The 16936-nt window shown below is 54.1% G+C and carries 15 protein-coding genes; 6 read left to right on the forward strand and 9 right to left on the reverse strand.

Annotated features, from left to right (window positions below):
* The first annotated feature begins 59 nt into the window (after window positions 1-59).
* On the forward strand, window positions 60-608 hold the full coding sequence (locus tag AC2FCQ_RS04315) for a metal-dependent hydrolase (protein ID WP_209632990.1): 549 nt from the start codon (window positions 60-62) through the stop codon (window positions 606-608).
* A 182-nt stretch (window positions 609-790) separates the two neighbouring features.
* A complete protein-coding gene (locus AC2FCQ_RS04320) occupies window positions 791-2182 on the forward strand; it encodes an L-cystine transporter (protein ID WP_209632989.1) in 1392 nt (463 codons plus the stop codon).
* Window positions 2183-2246: 64 nt separating this feature from the next.
* Here AC2FCQ_RS04320 and phnX read toward each other — a convergent pair whose 3' ends face one another.
* Window positions 2247-3056, reverse strand: coding sequence for a phosphonoacetaldehyde hydrolase (gene phnX, locus AC2FCQ_RS04325; protein WP_490307624.1), 810 nt, complete (start codon window positions 3054-3056; stop codon window positions 2247-2249).
* A gap of 7 nt (window positions 3057-3063) precedes the next feature.
* Entirely contained in the window at window positions 3064-4167 is a 1104-nt protein-coding gene (phnW, locus tag AC2FCQ_RS04330; RefSeq protein WP_490307625.1) for a 2-aminoethylphosphonate--pyruvate transaminase, read from the reverse strand.
* Between the two features lie 143 nt (window positions 4168-4310).
* Between phnW and phnR the strand changes: the two genes are divergently transcribed.
* Complete coding sequence (gene phnR, locus AC2FCQ_RS04335) at window positions 4311-5030, forward strand: phosphonate utilization transcriptional regulator PhnR (protein WP_209632986.1); 720 nt, start codon at window positions 4311-4313, stop codon at window positions 5028-5030.
* An 87-nt stretch (window positions 5031-5117) separates the two neighbouring features.
* On the opposite strand, the gene kdgR is transcribed toward phnR, so the two are convergent.
* Window positions 5118-5909, reverse strand: coding sequence for a DNA-binding transcriptional regulator KdgR (kdgR, locus tag AC2FCQ_RS04340; protein WP_209632985.1), 792 nt, complete (start codon window positions 5907-5909; stop codon window positions 5118-5120).
* A gap of 225 nt (window positions 5910-6134) precedes the next feature.
* Here kdgR and AC2FCQ_RS04345 point away from each other — a divergent pair, with 225 nt between their 5' ends.
* Complete coding sequence (locus AC2FCQ_RS04345) at window positions 6135-7529, forward strand: MFS transporter (protein ID WP_209634185.1); 1395 nt, start codon at window positions 6135-6137, stop codon at window positions 7527-7529.
* Window positions 7530-7577: 48 nt separating this feature from the next.
* Here the strand turns inward: AC2FCQ_RS04345 and htpX are convergent, their stop codons facing one another.
* From htpX to AC2FCQ_RS04375, 6 genes are all read right to left on the reverse strand, one after another.
* Window positions 7578-8456, reverse strand: coding sequence for a protease HtpX (gene htpX / locus AC2FCQ_RS04350; protein WP_209632984.1), 879 nt, complete (start codon window positions 8454-8456; stop codon window positions 7578-7580).
* Between the two features lie 197 nt (window positions 8457-8653).
* Entirely contained in the window at window positions 8654-9034 is a 381-nt protein-coding gene (locus tag AC2FCQ_RS04355; protein WP_490307626.1) for a DUF4260 domain-containing protein, read from the reverse strand.
* A gap of 103 nt (window positions 9035-9137) precedes the next feature.
* Window positions 9138-11174 carry a carboxy terminal-processing peptidase gene (gene prc / locus AC2FCQ_RS04360; RefSeq protein ID WP_490307627.1) on the reverse strand — a complete coding sequence of 679 codons (2037 nt, stop codon included), beginning with the start codon at window positions 11172-11174 and terminating at the stop codon, window positions 9138-9140.
* Window positions 11175-11193: 19 nt separating this feature from the next.
* Window positions 11194-11904, reverse strand: a complete 711-nt coding sequence (gene proQ, locus AC2FCQ_RS04365; protein ID WP_209632981.1) for an RNA chaperone ProQ — start codon at window positions 11902-11904, stop codon at window positions 11194-11196.
* Between the two features lie 95 nt (window positions 11905-11999).
* Window positions 12000-12497: a GAF domain-containing protein gene (locus tag AC2FCQ_RS04370; protein WP_490307628.1), complete on the reverse strand. Its 498-nt coding sequence runs from the start codon at window positions 12495-12497 to the stop codon at window positions 12000-12002.
* A gap of 103 nt (window positions 12498-12600) precedes the next feature.
* Entirely contained in the window at window positions 12601-12801 is a 201-nt protein-coding gene (locus AC2FCQ_RS04375) for a hypothetical protein (protein ID WP_490307629.1), read from the reverse strand.
* 214 nt (window positions 12802-13015) lie between these two features.
* Between AC2FCQ_RS04375 and yebS the strand changes: the two genes are divergently transcribed.
* Together yebS and AC2FCQ_RS04385 are read left to right on the forward strand one after the other, a co-directional pair.
* The gene (yebS, locus tag AC2FCQ_RS04380; protein WP_209634183.1) at window positions 13016-14263 is read left to right on the forward strand and encodes a membrane integrity lipid transport subunit YebS; all 1248 of its coding nucleotides are present in this window, start codon (window positions 13016-13018) and stop codon (window positions 14261-14263) included.
* A complete protein-coding gene (locus AC2FCQ_RS04385; RefSeq protein ID WP_404759735.1) occupies window positions 14232-16862 on the forward strand; it encodes a PqiB family protein in 2631 nt (876 codons plus the stop codon). The genes yebS and AC2FCQ_RS04385 overlap by 32 nt, the downstream gene beginning before the upstream one ends.
* The last annotated feature ends 74 nt before the right edge of the window (window positions 16863-16936 follow it).

Consider the following 16936-nt stretch of genomic DNA (forward strand, 5'->3'; position numbering starts at 1 on the left):
CTACTGGGAATTTTCCCATATACTGGATAAATTAACAGTTTATCAGCCGGAACAGCAGTATGACCGCGGAAGGGCATCTTATTTTCTCTGTCGCTTGCGCGATTTTCGCCAAGAAGGCCGAGGTGACACCATCGCTTGCTACCGGCGACTGGTGGCATATCATCCCTGCCGCGCTGCTGACGTCGTTACTCCCCGATATCGATCACCCCAAATCAGTGCTGGGTCAGCGCCTGCGTTGGATTGCCATTCCAATTTCACGCGCATTTGGCCACCGTGGCTTTACCCACAGCTTACTGGCAATCGCTGGCGGTATGGCGTTGTTCCAGCTCGATGTACCGCGTAGCTGGCCCATCCCTGCCGACGTCCTGCACGCCATGATTATTGGTTACTTCAGTCACCTGCTGGCGGATATGCTTACCCCTGCCGGAGTCCCCTTACTTTGGCCCTGCCGTTGGCGTTTTCGCTTGCCACTGCTTAATTCTCAAAAAGGCAATCAACTTGAGCGCGCCCTGTGTCTGTGCCTGGTGGCTTTCGCCATCTATTGGCAAGGCGGGTGCACCATCCCAGTGCAGTCATATTTTGAGCAGATAAAAAATATCAGACTGTGATCACATAAAAGTGCCCACTTAGCACCCATAAAGCACATTAATTAAACAAATTAGCACGTGGAGTTATATCAAATTCCATTTGGATATAAGTGAGCCACCACGCAAACTGTTACGATATTTAGTATTGCTACGCCATGGTGCATAGCCATTTTTATATAAGAAAAATATTGGAGACATTGGGGATGAACCTTCCGCTCGTTATTAACGTGGTGATTTTTGTCGCCCTCCTTTTGCTGTTGGCGCAAACCCGCCACAAGCAATGGAGCCTGGCGAAAAAAGTCCTGATCGGCCTGGTCGTGGGCGTGGTGTTCGGTCTGGCACTGCAACTGGTCTACGGCTCGGACAACCCGGTACTGAAAGAATCCATCAGCTGGTTCAACATTGTCGGCAACGGCTATGTGCAACTGCTGCAAATGATTGTGATGCCGCTGGTATTCGCCTCTATTTTGAGCGCGGTTGCCAAGCTGCATAACGCCTCTTCCCTGGGGAAAATCAGCGTCCTGACTATCGGTACCCTGTTGTTCACCACGCTGATTTCAGCGCTGGTGGGCGTGCTGGTGACCAACCTGTTCGGCCTGACTGCTGAAGGCCTGGTTCAAGGGGCGCAAGAAAGCGCGCGTCTGTCAGCGATCCAAAGCAACTACGTGGGCAAACTGGCCGACCTGACCGTACCGCAGATGGTGTTGTCCTTTATTCCTAAAAACCCGTTTGCCGACCTGACCGGAGCCAGCCCAACGTCGATCATCAGCGTGGTGATCTTCGCTACCTTCCTCGGCGTGGCGTCGCTGCAACTGCTGAAAGACGACAAGCCTAAAGGCGAACGCGTGCTGGTGGCGATCGATACTCTGCAGGCTTGGGTGATGAAACTGGTACGTCTGGTGATGAAACTGACTCCATACGGCGTATTGGCACTGATGACCAAAGTGGTCGCCGGCTCTAACGTCCACGACATCATTAAACTGGGTAGCTTCGTCGTCGCCTCATATCTGGGTCTGGCTATCATGTTTGCGGTGCACGCTGCCCTGTTGGCATTCACCGGCGTTAACCCGCTGAAGTTCTTCCGCAAGGTATGGCCGGTCATCACTTTCGCCTTTACCAGCCGCTCCAGCGCCGCCAGTATTCCACTTAACGTGGAAGCGCAGACCCGTCGTCTGGGCGTGCCGGAATCCATTGCCAGCTTCTCGGCCTCGTTCGGTGCCACCATTGGCCAGAATGGCTGCGCGGGCTTGTACCCGGCGATGCTGGCGGTCATGGTTGCCCCAACCGTCGGTATTAACCCGCTGGACCCGGTGTGGATCGCGACCTTGGTCGGGATCGTCACTATCAGCTCCGCCGGCGTTGCCGGTGTGGGTGGCGGCGCAACCTTCGCCGCGCTGATCGTGCTGCCGGCAATGGGCCTGCCAGTTACGCTGGTTGCCCTGCTGATCTCGGTTGAGCCCTTGATCGACATGGGCCGTACCGCACTGAACGTCAACGGCTCTATGGCTGCCGGTACCATCACCAGCCAGCTGATGAAGCAAACTGACAAGTCCATTATGGACAGCGAAGACGAAGTCGAACTGGCTCACCAGTAAATTTCGTCAGCACTAAAAAACCGGGGCTTTCACCAGCCCCGGTTTTTTTATATCTGGCAAACGACTATGGCCGTTCACCCTTCGCCAACCGCTGATTGATTTCGGCAATCATCCCCGGCAATTGTACCAATGTATCAATCACGTAGTGTGCCCCGGCAGCATACAACTTATCCGCCGCCAACCTGCGCCGCCGTTCAATCTCTTCATCATTCATTTGCTGGTATTCCTCCCAAGTGGCGCCGAATTCGTTACCCGACAGCGCCAACCCGATGCTCCACATCCCCGCGTTGATCCCCTCGCTGATACCCGGCACCGCGTCGTCCACCTTGACGCAATGCGCCACGGCATCAATGCCCAGCATAATCACGTTCTGTAACGCCATCCACGGCCCAGGACGGCCGCCAACGGCCAAATCATCCGTCGCTACCCAATGGTCCGGCGCATAGCCACGCTGCGCTGCCGCAGGTGCTAATACCTCCATCACTGCACGCGGATAGCCTGAACAGGAGCCAATCTTGACGCCTTGTTCACGTAACGCGGCAATCACCTGCGGAACCCCCTCAATAGGGTCGGCAAAGTCGACGACTTTGGCAATTTGCAGCGGCATAAAGGCTTGGTACAACGCATCAATATCTTGATGGCTCATAGAACGACCGAGCTTTTGTTGCCAGCGCGCATCTACCGCCGGCAGCTTGCCCAAAGCTTCAATGTGCTGCCACTTGCCCAACCCCATTGGAACACGTGCTTCAGCCAAGCTAATGTCAATATCAAAGGTCTGCTTAAAGGCTTCGACAAAAATCTGCGTCGGCGCAAAAGAACCAAAGTCCACCGTCGTACCGGCCCAGTCGAGAATCACTGCGTTAATCTGGTTCATGGGTATCCTATCGCTCCCAATACATTGCTTGCCCGACCGCAGCCAGCAAACGTTCAATATCTTGCGGATAGACTTCGCCAATGTTGCCTATACGGAAGCAATCGTTCTGCGATACCTTACCGGGGTAAATAACGAAGCCCTGTTGCTTCAGGCGCTGGTAGAACTCTGTAAAGCGGTAATTTTCTGCCTTAGGTGAATAAAAGGCAGTGATAATCGGCGAGTGAAGATCGTCTTCCAACAACGTTTCAAATTCAAGTGCGCGCATCCCTGCAACCAAACGTTGTTGATTAGTACGGTAGCGGACGTTACGGGCACCAATGCCCCCTTCTTGCGCCAGTTCGCGCAGGGCCTGCGCAAAAGCCAGTAAAGTATGGGTTGGCGACGTGAAACGCCATTTACCGGCGTTATCTTCCATGCAGCGCCACTGAGCATACAAGTCCAGCGACAGCGAACGCGAACGCCCAATGCACTTTTCCAGCTCGCTGCGTCGTGCTATCACAAATGCAAAACCCGGCACGCCCTGTATGCATTTATTGGCAGAGCTGATCAGATAATCAATGCCCAGCGCATCCACATCCAGCGGAATACCACCGAAACTGCTCATCGCGTCCACGATCAAGGTTTTGCCATTACGCGCCGCCAAACCTGAGACCCGTTGCAGCGGGTTGAGCATTCCCGTCGTGGTTTCACAATGCACCATGGCGATATGACTGATGCGCGTATCGCTTTTCAGCACAGCGTCCATCGCTTCTACATCCGGCTCATTCACTTCACCGCAGTTGAATGCGTGGTGGTTGATATCCATCAACCTGGCCATCTCAACCATGCGCGCGCCATAAGCGCCGTTGTTGACAATCAACAGCTTGTCCTGTGGGCCAATCACCGTTCCCAACACCGCTTCTACGGCAAAACTGCCACTGCCCTGCAATAACACCGAGGTATAGCCGGTCGACTGAGTCGCCAGCGCCACCAACTGCTGACGGATGTTCTGCACCACACCCAGGTTGTAATCTTCATCCCAGGTACAGCTATCGAACAACATGGCCTCTTTCACCGTTTTTGACGTGGTCAGCGGACCAGGCGTTAACAACAGGTAATCATGTTCAGACATTTCACTCACCTAATTGGTCTATACCAGATTGCGGTATAGTGGCGGTAAATTTGCTCTCGGGTCAAACGACAACCGCAGCTGAAACAAAAAATTCATCTGCACATGTATAATGGGCAGGTGCCAAAATGCCATAGCGAGTTGAAATGAAAGAACATCAGAGCGAGATCCCCCACTACCTGCAAATCAAGGATCAGTTACAGGCGCGCATCACTCTTGGTGAACTGCAGGCGGGAGATAAACTGCCTTCTGAGCGCGAGCTGTGCGCAATTTTCTCCACGACCCGGGTTACCGTCCGTGAAAGCCTGGCGCAACTGGAAGCGACCGGGGCCATTTACCGTGCCGATCGCCGGGGATGGTTTGTGACGCCAGAACGGCTGTGGTTAGATCCGACGCAAAACACCAACTTTCACCGCTTGTGTCAGGAACAGGGGCGTGCGGCCCGCACTGCGCTATTATCGGCTGAGAAAACCAGGGTACCGCGTGATGTGATGCAACCGCTGGCATTAGCGCCATCGGATAAAATCTATCTGCTACGCCGTGTGCGCTATGCCGATGACCGGGCAATTTGTTATTGTGAAAATCACTGTCTGCCCGAGCGAGTACCGGAACTACTCCGCCGAGATCTCAACGGCAGCCTGACCGAGATTTATCAGCAACACTACAACCTGACCTATCGCAAAATGCACCTGTCGTTTTACCCGACCGCACTGCCACACAATGCCGCTGCCGCCTTGGGTGCGATGGTTGGCCTGCCGGCACTGTTGCTGCGCCGACTTAATTACGATCAGCAAGGCCGCATTCTCGATTTCGACATCGAATATTGGCGCCACGACAGCCTGCGCATTGAGGTTGATACGCTTTAATCCTGCATGCCGGTGCGCCGTCGTAAGCCCACAATAAAAAGGCGCAGCCATGACTGGCTGCGCCCTTAATGCCCTATACCTACGGGATCAGAATGGATAGTCGTGGTAACCCATTTGCTCGGAAATGTTACGCGCGGCGGTATGCAAACGTTTGATGTAATCGGCCTTCGCGTCTTCGGAGTAACGAATAGAAGGGAACGAAATGCTCAGACCCGCAGTGACTACGCCAAAGCGGTCAAATACCGGCACGGCTATACAGCGTAACCCTTCTTCCTGCTCTTCAATATCTTCGCCCACGCCCTGTTCACGCACCTGATCCAACACTGACAACAGCGCTGCGGCGTCGGTCAGGGTGTTCGGAGTACTGCGGGTAAATTCAACCTGCGACAGGATGTGGGTTACTTCCGCCCGATCGCGCCAGGCCAGCAGCACTTTGCCAATCGCAGTGCTATGCAGGGGGTTACGGCGGCCGATGCGAGAGTACATGCGCAAGTTATACATGGCATCGATTTTGTGGATGTAGACAATGCTATCTTCATCCAATGCCCCAAGGTGAATGGCTTCACGGGTGTGACTCGACAGTTCACGCATTTGGACGTCAGCGATGCGGATCAGATCAACGCTCTGTAACGACTTGGCTCCCAGTTCAAACAGCTTGAGAGTAAGCGCATATTTTTCCGACTCGTCTTCCTGCGACACATAGCCCAAGGACTTCATGGTTTGCAAAAAACGGTAGACAGTACTTTTGGACATCATCACCCGCTGGGAAAGCTCAGTAATGCCGATCTCGCGTTCCTCGCCCAGCGCCTGCAAGATACCAAAAACCTTTAGCACCGACGACACGGCATCCGGTTGCTTATCTGGATCTGCGTTAACCATATACCCTACCCAGCTTCTGTTTTAAGAAATTTGAACACGGGTTTCAGTATACGCGGTACCTCAGAGACCATGCAATCCAGCCAAGAGATAAATGCCTGAGAGGGAAAGGGTTAGGCGTTTCGCTCTCATTGGTTATTACAATTGCGTGCGAAACTGTGGATGCAATCGCAGACGAATATGATTAGCATGATAATACTCCCCCGAATTAATACCGCCGAGATCAACATGCGTCCTTGTACTGACGGCCTCCCCGTCCCGCAGCGCTATGGGGCTATCCTTGCCATTGCCCTGGGCATTACCGTTTCAGTGCTCGACGGTGCGATTGCTAACGTGGCACTGCCGACCATCGCCCGCGATCTGAATGCCAGCCCAGCCAGCTCCATCTGGGTAGTGAACGCCTATCAGTTAGCCATTACCATTTCACTGCTGTCGTTGGCCTCACTCGGCGATTTGATTGGCTATCGTCGCATCTACCAGGCTGGCCTGCTGGTTTTCAGCGTTACGTCACTGTTTTGCGCCCTGTCCGACTCACTGACGACACTGACCATCGCCCGCGTGCTGCAAGGTTTTGGCGCCGCCGCCATCATGAGCGTCAACACCGCATTAATCCGCATTATCTATCCGCAGCGCTTCCTTGGGCGTGGTATGGGCATCAATTCGCTGATTGTCGCCTTCTCCTCGGCGGCAGGCCCCACAGTAGCGGCGGCGATCCTGTCGGTGGCGTCCTGGCAATGGTTGTTCGCCATCAACCTGCCGATTGGCATTGTGGCGCTGTTGCTGGGGATGAAATATCTTCCGGCCAATAGCCAGAAAAGCACCAACCAGCGCTTTGACCCGACCAGCGCCGTGATGAACGCGCTGACCTTCGGGTTATTGATTACCGCCATCAGCGGCTTTGCTCAAGGCCAGAGCCTGACGTTGATTTTCAGCGAAATCGCAGCACTGCTGGTGATTGGCTTCTTCTTTGTCCGCCGCCAGCTGCGCCAGGAATTTCCGTTGCTGCCGGTAGATCTGCTGCGCATCCCCATTTTTGCACTGTCGATGGGCACATCAATTTGTTCGTTCGCGGCACAGATGTTGGCTATGGTCTCATTGCCGTTCTTTTTGCAAAGCACGTTGGGCCGTGATGAGGTCGCCACCGGGCTGCTGCTAACGCCGTGGCCGTTAGCCATTATCGTCATGGCCCCCCTCGCAGGGCGGCTGGTAGAACGCGTCCACGCCGGGCTGCTCGGGTGTATCGGCCTGGCCGTGTTTGCATCGGGGTTATTCCTGCTGGCGATGCTGCCGCATAACCCGTCGGACATGGATATTATCTGGCGTATGGTCCTGTGCGGCGCTGGTTTCGGGTTGTTCCAATCGCCCAATAACCACACGATTATTTCCGCCGCTCCACGTAACCGTAGCGGCGGAGCCAGCGGCATGCTCGGCACCGCGCGGTTGTTGGGGCAAACCTCCGGCGCAGCCTTGGTGGCGCTGATGTTTAACCTGTTCCCTGCCTCAGGTACTCATGCCTCACTGATCCTGGCGGGCACCTTTGCCACATTGGCGGCGGCGGTCAGCAGTTTGCGTATTACTCAACCGCGGGTACAACCGGTAGAAAGCCACCAACAAGCCAAATAGCAGGCATAAAAAAACCCCGGCAAGCCGGGGTTTTTAACGTTATCAGGGTTACTTCAGGTACTGGCCTGAACGCAGCGCTTCGATACGTTTATCGAGCGGCGGGTGCGACATGAACAGTTCGCTGAACGACTTGGATTTGCCGTTGATGCAGAACGCCATCATGTTGCCCGCTTCCTGCGGTTCGTAACTGGTTTTCAAGCGTTGCAGCGCCGCAATCATTTTCTCGCGACCAACCAGTTTGGCAGAGCCGGCATCGGCGTAAAACTCACGGTGGCGTGAGAACCACATGGTGATAATGCTGGCCAGGATACCGAACACCAGTTCCAATACCATCGACACACCGAAATAGATCATCGGGTTACCGTTGCCTTCCCCTTCGCCGTCACGGTTGCCCAGGAAGCCTGCGGCCGCCTGCGCGATCAGACGTGAGATAAAGATCACGAAGGTGTTTACGACACCCTGAATCAGCGTCATGGTGACCATGTCGCCGTTGGCAACGTGGCTGATTTCGTGGGCAATAACCGCTTCCGCTTCGTCACGGCTCATGCTCTGCAACAGACCGGTGCTGACAGCAACCAGCGACGCATTACGGCGTGCGCCTGTAGCAAAGGCGTTAATATCCGGTGCATGGTAAATCGCCACCTGCGGCATGGCGATGCCTGCCTGTTGTGACTGACGGCGTACTGTTTCCAGCAACCAGTTTTCAGTTTCGTTACGCGGTTGTTCAATCACTTCCCCGCCAACGGAGCGCAGCGCCATCCATTTGGACATCAGCAATGAGACAAACGAGCCGCCGAAGCCGAACAGACCAGCCATGATCATCAGGCCCTGAACGCTACTGGATTGGATTCCCGTCAGGCTGAGTACCAGCCCGAAAACCAACATCACCGCCAGGTTGGTGAGCAGGAACAGAGCTATACGCATCATAAAATGTTTACTTCCTCATAAATGTTAACAAAACGCTGTCTCGGATACCCTAGATCGTATGGGCATTCGTCACAGTTTCAAGAGTTCCACGCCATTAACCTACTAAAAATACGAAACTTTACAAAAACGGCGCGCGAGCAATGCTTTTCAAATTGTAAACGATTGTTGCATAAAGAGGTGGGTTTTCTAACGGAAAATCAGCGCTGTTTATTATTCAAACGCCCGAGATGAGTATAACCGAACCCTTCGGCGTATTTCAGCCCATAGCCCAGCGTGCGGTCAAAGCCGATATGCGCACACCAAATCAGTGCAGCCATCAGCCAAAACGGCTGTTGGAGCCAGACAAACACCAGGCCACAGAGTATCGGGCCTATATAGGAATGTGCGATGTTATACCCGATCGCCCCGGCCTTTTTACCCAGTGCATAGGCGATAAATGAAATATCTGGCAGCAGAAAACAACCGGCAAACAGCCACCCGCTATAGTGTTGGTAATGATATATCGCGACAGACAGGATCAGAACCAGCAGCGCTTCGAGCCGCAGCAGAGTACGCATTGCAGGAGTTAAGTTGCTCATCATCATGTTCCCACCCTGTGTTTAACGTCGAAAAACGCTTCAGGAGCGCCCATTAAAAAGCGCACCCTTGGGTGCGCTTTTCATTTGCTGATGTTCGACTGCGTTACTTCGCCGCCGCTGGCTGCGCCTGGTCAAGGTGCGCCAGATCCAGTGCGATATGCACGGTTTCATCCAGGTATGGGTCTGGTTCCTGGTAATCCTTCGGCAAATCATCCAGCGACTTCAGCGGCTTCTTACCGGCACGCTGCAGACGATCATTAATCCGCTGCAAACGGGTAGCATCATCATCGTGGTTCTCTTTCTCACGCTGGGCGAGGTTGAGTGAAACGATGTTACGCTTGTCCTTCAGTGCCTTGTAATGCGCGATATCCTGCGCGATGTACTGGAACTCAGGATCCTTCGCGATGCGCTGCTCATGATCTTTCAGCAGTTCAGGTTCGAACGGCTTCAAGTCGCCGGTTTTGGTGTAGGTCGCAGCATTGATGCTGTCCCACGGCATCGCGTTATCTTCAAACGCTTCACCGGTTTCCGCGGGATCAACACCGGTTGGCATCAGGATATCCGGCGTCACACCCTTACGTTGAGTACTGCCGCCATTGACGCGGTAGAACTTCTGAATGGTGTACTGCACAGAACCCAAGGCCGGCCATTCCGGACGCAGCATCTGATCGTAAATGCGGTTCAGCGAACGGTACTGTTGCACAGTGCCTTTACCGAAGGTGGGTTCACCGACGATCAGGGCACGGCCGTAGTCCTGCATTGCCGCAGCAAAGATCTCGGATGCCGAGGCGCTGAAACGGTCAACAAGTACCACCAATGGCCCTTTGTAATAGGTCACGCCGTCGGTGTCTGCGTCTTCACGCACTTTGCCGTTGTTGTCACGTACCTGCACAACCGGGCCGCTCGGAATGAACAGGCCAGACAGCGATACCGCCTCAGTCAGCGCACCGCCACCGTTGGTGCGCAGATCAATGATCAGGCTCTTGACGTTTTGCTTGGCCATCTTCTGCAACTGCACTTTCACATCATCGGTCAGGCCAACGTAGAAGCCGGGAATATCCATCACCGCGACTTTCTCATTGCCGACGGTCTTGATGGTCATTTTCACCGCACGATCTTCCAGACGGATGCGCTCACGGGTCAGCGTAACCACCCGTGTTTTGGTGCCTTTGCCGGCCGGCAAGATATCCAGGCGCACTTTGCTGCCCTTTGGCCCCTTAATCAAGGAAACCACGTCATCCAGGCGCCAGCCGATCACATCAACCATGGGTTTGCCTGCTTGGCCAACGCCAACAATACGGTCACCTACGGTGATCGCCTTGCTCTTCGCCGCCGGGCCACCTGGCACCATAGAATTGATGAGGGTGTAATCGTCATCCATCTGCAACACAGCACCAATGCCTTCCAATGACAGGCTCATTTCGGTATTGAACTGTTCGGTGTTGCGCGGAGAAAGGTAATTGGTATGTGGGTCGATTTCATGCGCAAAGGCATTCATTACCAGTTGGAATACGTCTTCGCTGTTGCTTTGCGTCAGGCGCTTGATAGCGAACTGATAGCGTTTGGTCAGCGTGTCGCGTATTTCCTTGTCGGTCTTACCGGTCAGCTTGAGGTTCAGCTCGTCATATTTGACTTTGACATTCCACAGGCTGTCCAGTTCGGCCTTGTCTTTCGGCCACGGCGCTTTGCTGCGGTCGAGATCGATAGTGTCGTTGCCGGTGAAGCTCATTGGCTTTTCCAGCAGCGATAAGGCATAGGTGTAACGCTCAAAACGGCGTTTCTGGGCCAGATTGTACAGCGCGTATGGCGTATCCAGCTTACCGCTTTTCAGTTCTTCGCCAAGCTGATCGCGCTTGTTAGCGAATTGCGCCACGTCAGAGGCCAACAACACATTATGGCTGTAGTCCAACATATTCAGGTAACGATCAAATATCTTGCCTGAAAAGTCCGCGTCGAGGGAGAACTGGCGGTAATGAGAGCGAGTGAAGCGCGACGTTACGCGCTCACTCACAGTAGCATGTTGCGGTTCCTGCTGAAGCTGCGGCAGTTGATCGATGCGGATGTTGGCTGTGTCCGCTCCGTAACTTACACCCGCCCACAACAGACCCGCGACTGCTGTTAATCTGACAAATTTGTTCATGCCTTGGTTGGCCTCCGTATCAGAACTGCAAGTGTTCTGCGCGCACAATCATCGCCAGACCGGAAGAGAGCTGCACACGTACGCCATCTTTAGCGATTTCGAGTACGGTAGCATCCATCGCGCTCTTGCCTGCTCTGACTTTGATTTCTTGGCCAATTTGCAGTTTAGAGATATCCGTGACTGGCACATGACGCGGCTGGCTTTCCTCTTTTACTGGACGAGGTTGGCGAGCTGGCTGTGGGCGAGTTTGTGGGCGCGGTTTGCGGTTCTCCTGTGCGGCTCCACCTTCGCGACGCACGGCAGGTTTTTTACCTGCAGGGCGCGGACGGCGTGGTTCCGCGTCGGCTGATTCACCGGCAGCTTCACGTTTTTTCGCGTTTTGTTCGGCACGCTGTGCCTGAACGCGCGCTTTCGCTTCTTCAAGCTGTTGACGGGCATGATCGACATGCTGCTGTTCCAGCTCACCGCACGGATTGCCGTCCAAATCGACGCGCTGTGCGCCAACTTTGACACCGTACAGATAACGCCAGCTTGAGGTGTACAGGCGCAGAGCAGAACGCAATTGCGTTTTGCTCAGGTTTTCTTCCCCTTGAACACGCTCGACCAGATCCTGAAAAATACCGATTTTCAACGGGCGAGCTTCGCCCTCGGCGCTAAAGCAGAGCGGAAAACGCTCGGCAAGAAAAGCAATGACTTCTTTACTAGAGTTCAACTTAGGTTGATTTTCCATGAAATTTCCTGATTACAACGGGTTTGCCAACCAGCGCAGGCATGAACAGGCGTCATTATAATGACGCCATCGGTAAATGCCACGTTAACCGTAGATCAACTTGCTGTCACAGTGACATATTTCGCACTATCACACTGTTCCAGCTGCGCGCAAAGCCCCGTCACCACTGCTTCCAGGCCCCTTTCGTCCTGTTCGTCGAAACGTTGATAAACTGTGCTGTCAATATCAAGAACGCCGATAATATGACCGCCTACGTTCAGCGGCAGCACAATTTCTGCATTACTGGCCGCATCGCAGGCGATATGGCCTGGGAACGCATGGACATCGCCAACCCGCTGAACGCGGTTTTCCGCCACCGCGGTACCGCACACACCCTTACCCACAGGAATACGCACACAGGCGATTTTTCCCTGGAACGGACCGAGCACCAGTTGGTTGCCGTCGATCAGGTAAAAACCCGCCCAATTGACGTCGTCAAGACGCTCATTGATCAACGCACTGGCGTTGGACAACGCAGCGATGAAGTTGGTTTCCCCGTCGAGCAGCGCACCCAAATCACGTTTTAAATCTGTGTAGAACTCTTCTTTTGTCATCTGTTAACCATGGTTTTCTATTCCTGTGTCTAATATTAAAAGAAACACAGGGGGTCAGTCATAATGCGCATGAGCGACAAGTTATTTGATTTTCTATTGTATATCATGCAGGTAGTTTTGCTGTCTTGCCATTTTTCTGCCAGCTGACCCTCAGCATAATTGCTATTACATCGGGTTGTCCAAAGCAATCATGAGACGTTTTGAAACAACAAGTTAGCCCGGCAGTCACCTTAGTGAATGAAATAAGCTTTATTCTTTTTATATCAATGCATTGGATATTCTCTGCCGGTGCTTGTAAAGCCATTGTCCAACCTGCGCGCCATAGGCATTAAATGCCAATCGCCACGGGGTTGTTGAACTGTTGCTTCACAACCCCTGTCGGGCAAGGTATGTTTGCCTCGCAGAAACCCTGTTTTCCCTGCGTTGCCGCCCTGAGCTTTATCATCAGCAGGTTAGACCAGGTTTATTTTTCAGCTACGCTATGAAATCCGGCGGGCTCTAGGGCAGCTTTTGTCATGATGAAAATACACGCGATCACCACACCACTTTCCAAAGCTCGCCACCAACGTTGTTGCGAATGCGACCTGCTCTTCGTGTTGCCGCCACTCAGCGGTAACCAGGCCGCTTACTGCCCGCGTTGCGATGCAAAAGTAGTGAGTGGACGCGACTGGTCAATGACCCGGCTCACCGCCATGGCAGTCACGATGTTGCTGTTAATGCCCTTCGCCTTCAGTGAACCACTGATCAGCATCCGTTTGCTGGGGGTGCGTATTGACGCCAGCCTACTGGAAGGTATCTGGCAGATGAGCCGTCAGGGCGATCCCATCACCGCCAGTATGGTGGCATTTTGTACCATTGGCGCCCCGTTGACCCTGGCACTGTCACTGCTTTACCTGCGGTTTGGCCATGCGCTGGGCATGAATCTACGGCCGGTGCTGCTGATGCTGGACCGATTGAAAGAGTGGGTCATGCTCGATATTTACCTAATCGGCATGGCCGTTGCGACAATCAAGGTCAAAGAGTACGCCGACATTCAGGCCGGCAGCGCGCTGATTGCATACCTGTCGCTCACTCTGCTCAGTATCCTGACGCTGATCCATGTCAATTTGGAGCAATTGTGGGAGCGTTATTACCCGCAGGAACAGCCGGAAGGTCCGCCGGCGGCGCTGCATGTCTGTTTGTCGTGCCATTTTACCGGCTATCCTGACGAACGCGGCCGCTGCACACGCTGCCATATTCCGATGTGCCATCGTCAGCCTTATAGTCTGCAAAAAACCTGGGCCGCTCTGATTGCAGCAATGATTCTGCTGATCCCGGCCAACCTGATGCCTATATCCATTATTTACGCCAACGGTGCGCGCTTGGAAGATACCATCTTCTCTGGTGTCGTCTCGCTGGCAACCTCCGGCAATGCGCCTATTGCCGCTATCGTTTTCATTGCCAGCGTCCTGGTGCCCTTTACCAAGGTCATTGTGCTGATTACCTTGCTGTTCAGCATTCATTTCAAGACCTCGCACAGTTTGAAAACACGTATCCGCCTATTGCGTCTGGTGACCTGGATCGGGCGCTGGTCGATGCTCGATCTGTTTGTTATTGCGTTAATGATGTCGCTGGTGAATCGCGACCAATTGTTATCTTTTACTATGGGACCGGCTGCCTTTTACTTTGGGTCTGCGGTTATTTTAACTATTCTTGCCGTAGAGTGGCTGGATAGCCGATTGATTTGGGATGCACATGCAACAGGAAACGCCGAATACACCGACTGAGGCGCGGGTCAAAAACAAGCGCCGTATTTCGCCATTCTGGTTACTGCCGTTTATTGCCCTGCTGATCGCGGGGTGGTTGGTTTATAACAACGTCCAGGAACGTGGCACCACGGTAACCATAGACTTCCAGTCTGCCGCAGGCATTATCGCCGGGCGTACCCCTGTGCGTTACCAAGGGGTGGAAGTCGGTACCGTACAAAGCATCAGCCTGAGCAAGGATCTGCGCAGTATCGTGGTCGAAGCCAGTATCAAAAGTGACCTCGAAGACTCACTGCGCGACGGCACTCAGTTTTGGCTGGTGACACCGAAAGCCTCGCTGGCGGGGGTATCTGGCTTGGATGCATTGGTCGGCGGCAACTACATCGGCATGATGCCAGGCAGCGGGCAGCCGCAAACCCACTTTACCGCGCTCGATACCCAGCCCAAGTACCGGCTGAACACCGGCGAACTGATGATACACCTGCACGCAGACGATCTCGGTTCGTTGAATACCGGTTCGCTGGTGTACTACCGTAAAATCCCCGTCGGCAAGGTATATGACTACACCATCTCCGAGGGCAATAAAGGTGTCACTATCGACGTGCTGATCGATCGCCGCTTTGCCAATCTGGTCAAAGGCAACAGCCGTTTTTGGAACGTCTCGGGCTTCAAAGGCGATTTTAGCCTGGCAGGCGCGTCAGTGCAGATGGAAAGCCTGACAGCCCTGGTCAATGGCGCCATTGCTTTTGATTCACCGCTCGATGCCCCGCAGGCCAAAGCCGATCAAAGCTATACCCTGTATCCCGATTTGGCGCACAGCCAGCGCGGCGTCAACATCACGCTGGATCTGCCGAGCGGTAACAATTTGGCCGAAAACCGTACCCCTCTGATTTACCAAGGGTTACAGGTGGGCACCCTGACCAAGTTAACCTTGCAACAGGACAGCAAGGTCACCGGTGAACTGACTATCGATCCCGCGGTCGTGGATTTGATGCGTAGCGGCACGCGGATCGTCATGCGCAGCCCACGGTTGAGCCTCAACGACGCCAAACTCAGCCAACTGCTGACGGGCAACACGCTGGAGCTGGTGCCAGGTGAAGGCGAACCACAACAACATTTCAACGTTCTCGATAGCAGCGAAACGTTGCTGCAACAGCCTGGCGTCCTGACTGTGACGCTCAACGCACCGCAAAGTTACGGCATCGACGTTGGCCAACCGCTGGTTGTGCATGGCGTCAAGGTTGGCCAGATCATGAGCCGCGCCCTGACCGCCAACGGCGTGGTGTTTACCGCCGCCATTGAAGCGCAATATCGCAGCCTGTTGCATAAAGACAGTAAGTTCGTGGTCAATAGCCGCGTTGACGTCAAGCTGGGGCTGGATGGTATGGAGGTTCTTGGTGCCAGTGCCCAGGAATGGCTGGACGGCGGTGTGCGTATCATTCCCGGCAGCAAGGGTGACGCTGTCAGCCAGTATCCGTTATATGGCAATAGCGAAAAGGCAGAGGCCGGCATCATCGGCAATAGTCCGACCCCTACCCTGACACTGACGGCGGTCAGTCTGCCAGACGTACAGGCAGGATCGGTCGTGTTGTACCGTAAATTCCAGGTAGGCGAAATCGTTAACGTGCGGCCCAAAGCCAACGAATTTGAGGTCGATGTTTATATCAGCCCGGAATATCGTAAACTACTGACTAACGAAAGTATTTTCTGGGCCGAAGGTGGCGCCAAAGTGCAATTGAACGGTAGCGGCCTGACGGTTCAGGCATCGCCACTCAACCGCGCGCTGAAAGGGGCCATCAGTTTCGACAACCTGCAAGGCGTGACGCTGGACAAAGGCGCCAAACGCGTGCTGTACGCCACAGAAACTGCCGCCCGTGCGGTAGGCAGCCAGATTATCCTGAAAACCTATGACGCCAGTAAGCTGTCACCCGGTATGCCGCTGCGTTATCTCGGTATTGATATCGGCCAGGTGGACTCATTGAAATTGGCACCTGAACGCAATGAAGTGCTCGCCAAAGCGGTGTTGTACCCGGAATACGTGCAAACCTTCGCACGCCTGGGCAGCCGTTTCTCCATCGTATCACCGGAAATTTCCGCAGCCGGGGTGAGCAATCTCGACACCTTGCTACAGCCCTACATTAACGTTGAACCGGGTCGTGGGCGCGAATTGCGCAGCTTTGAACTGCAGGAAGCCAGTATTACCGACTCACGTTACCTGGACGGCCTGAGCGTTATCCTCGACGCAGCAGAAACCGGGTCGCTGCAAATCGGCACGCCGGTATTGTTCCGCGGCGTGGAGGTCGGAACTGTTACCGGTTTCTATCTGGGCACCATGTCCGATCGCGTTCACGTCGCGTTGCGCATCAGCAAGAAATACCAGTATCTGGTGCGTAACAACAGCGTATTCTGGCTGGCCTCCGGCTATAACCTGCAGTTCGGTCTGACCGGTGGCGTCATCAAGAGTGGGACATTCCAACAGTTCATTCGCGGCGGCATTGCATTTGCCACACCGCCAAGCATTCCTCTGGCACCGAAGTCGACGCCGAACAAGCACTTTATGCTGAATGCTGAAGAGCCGAAGGATTGGAAAGCTTGGGGCACCGCAATCCCTAAAGAGTAATTTCGTAACATCGTCAGGGGCTCAGCAATGCTGGGCCCCTACTGCTCTCAGGTTTGTGATAAACTCCCGCCCTT

This window comes from Serratia sp. CoH_134_PS_4 (assembly GCF_058190535.1).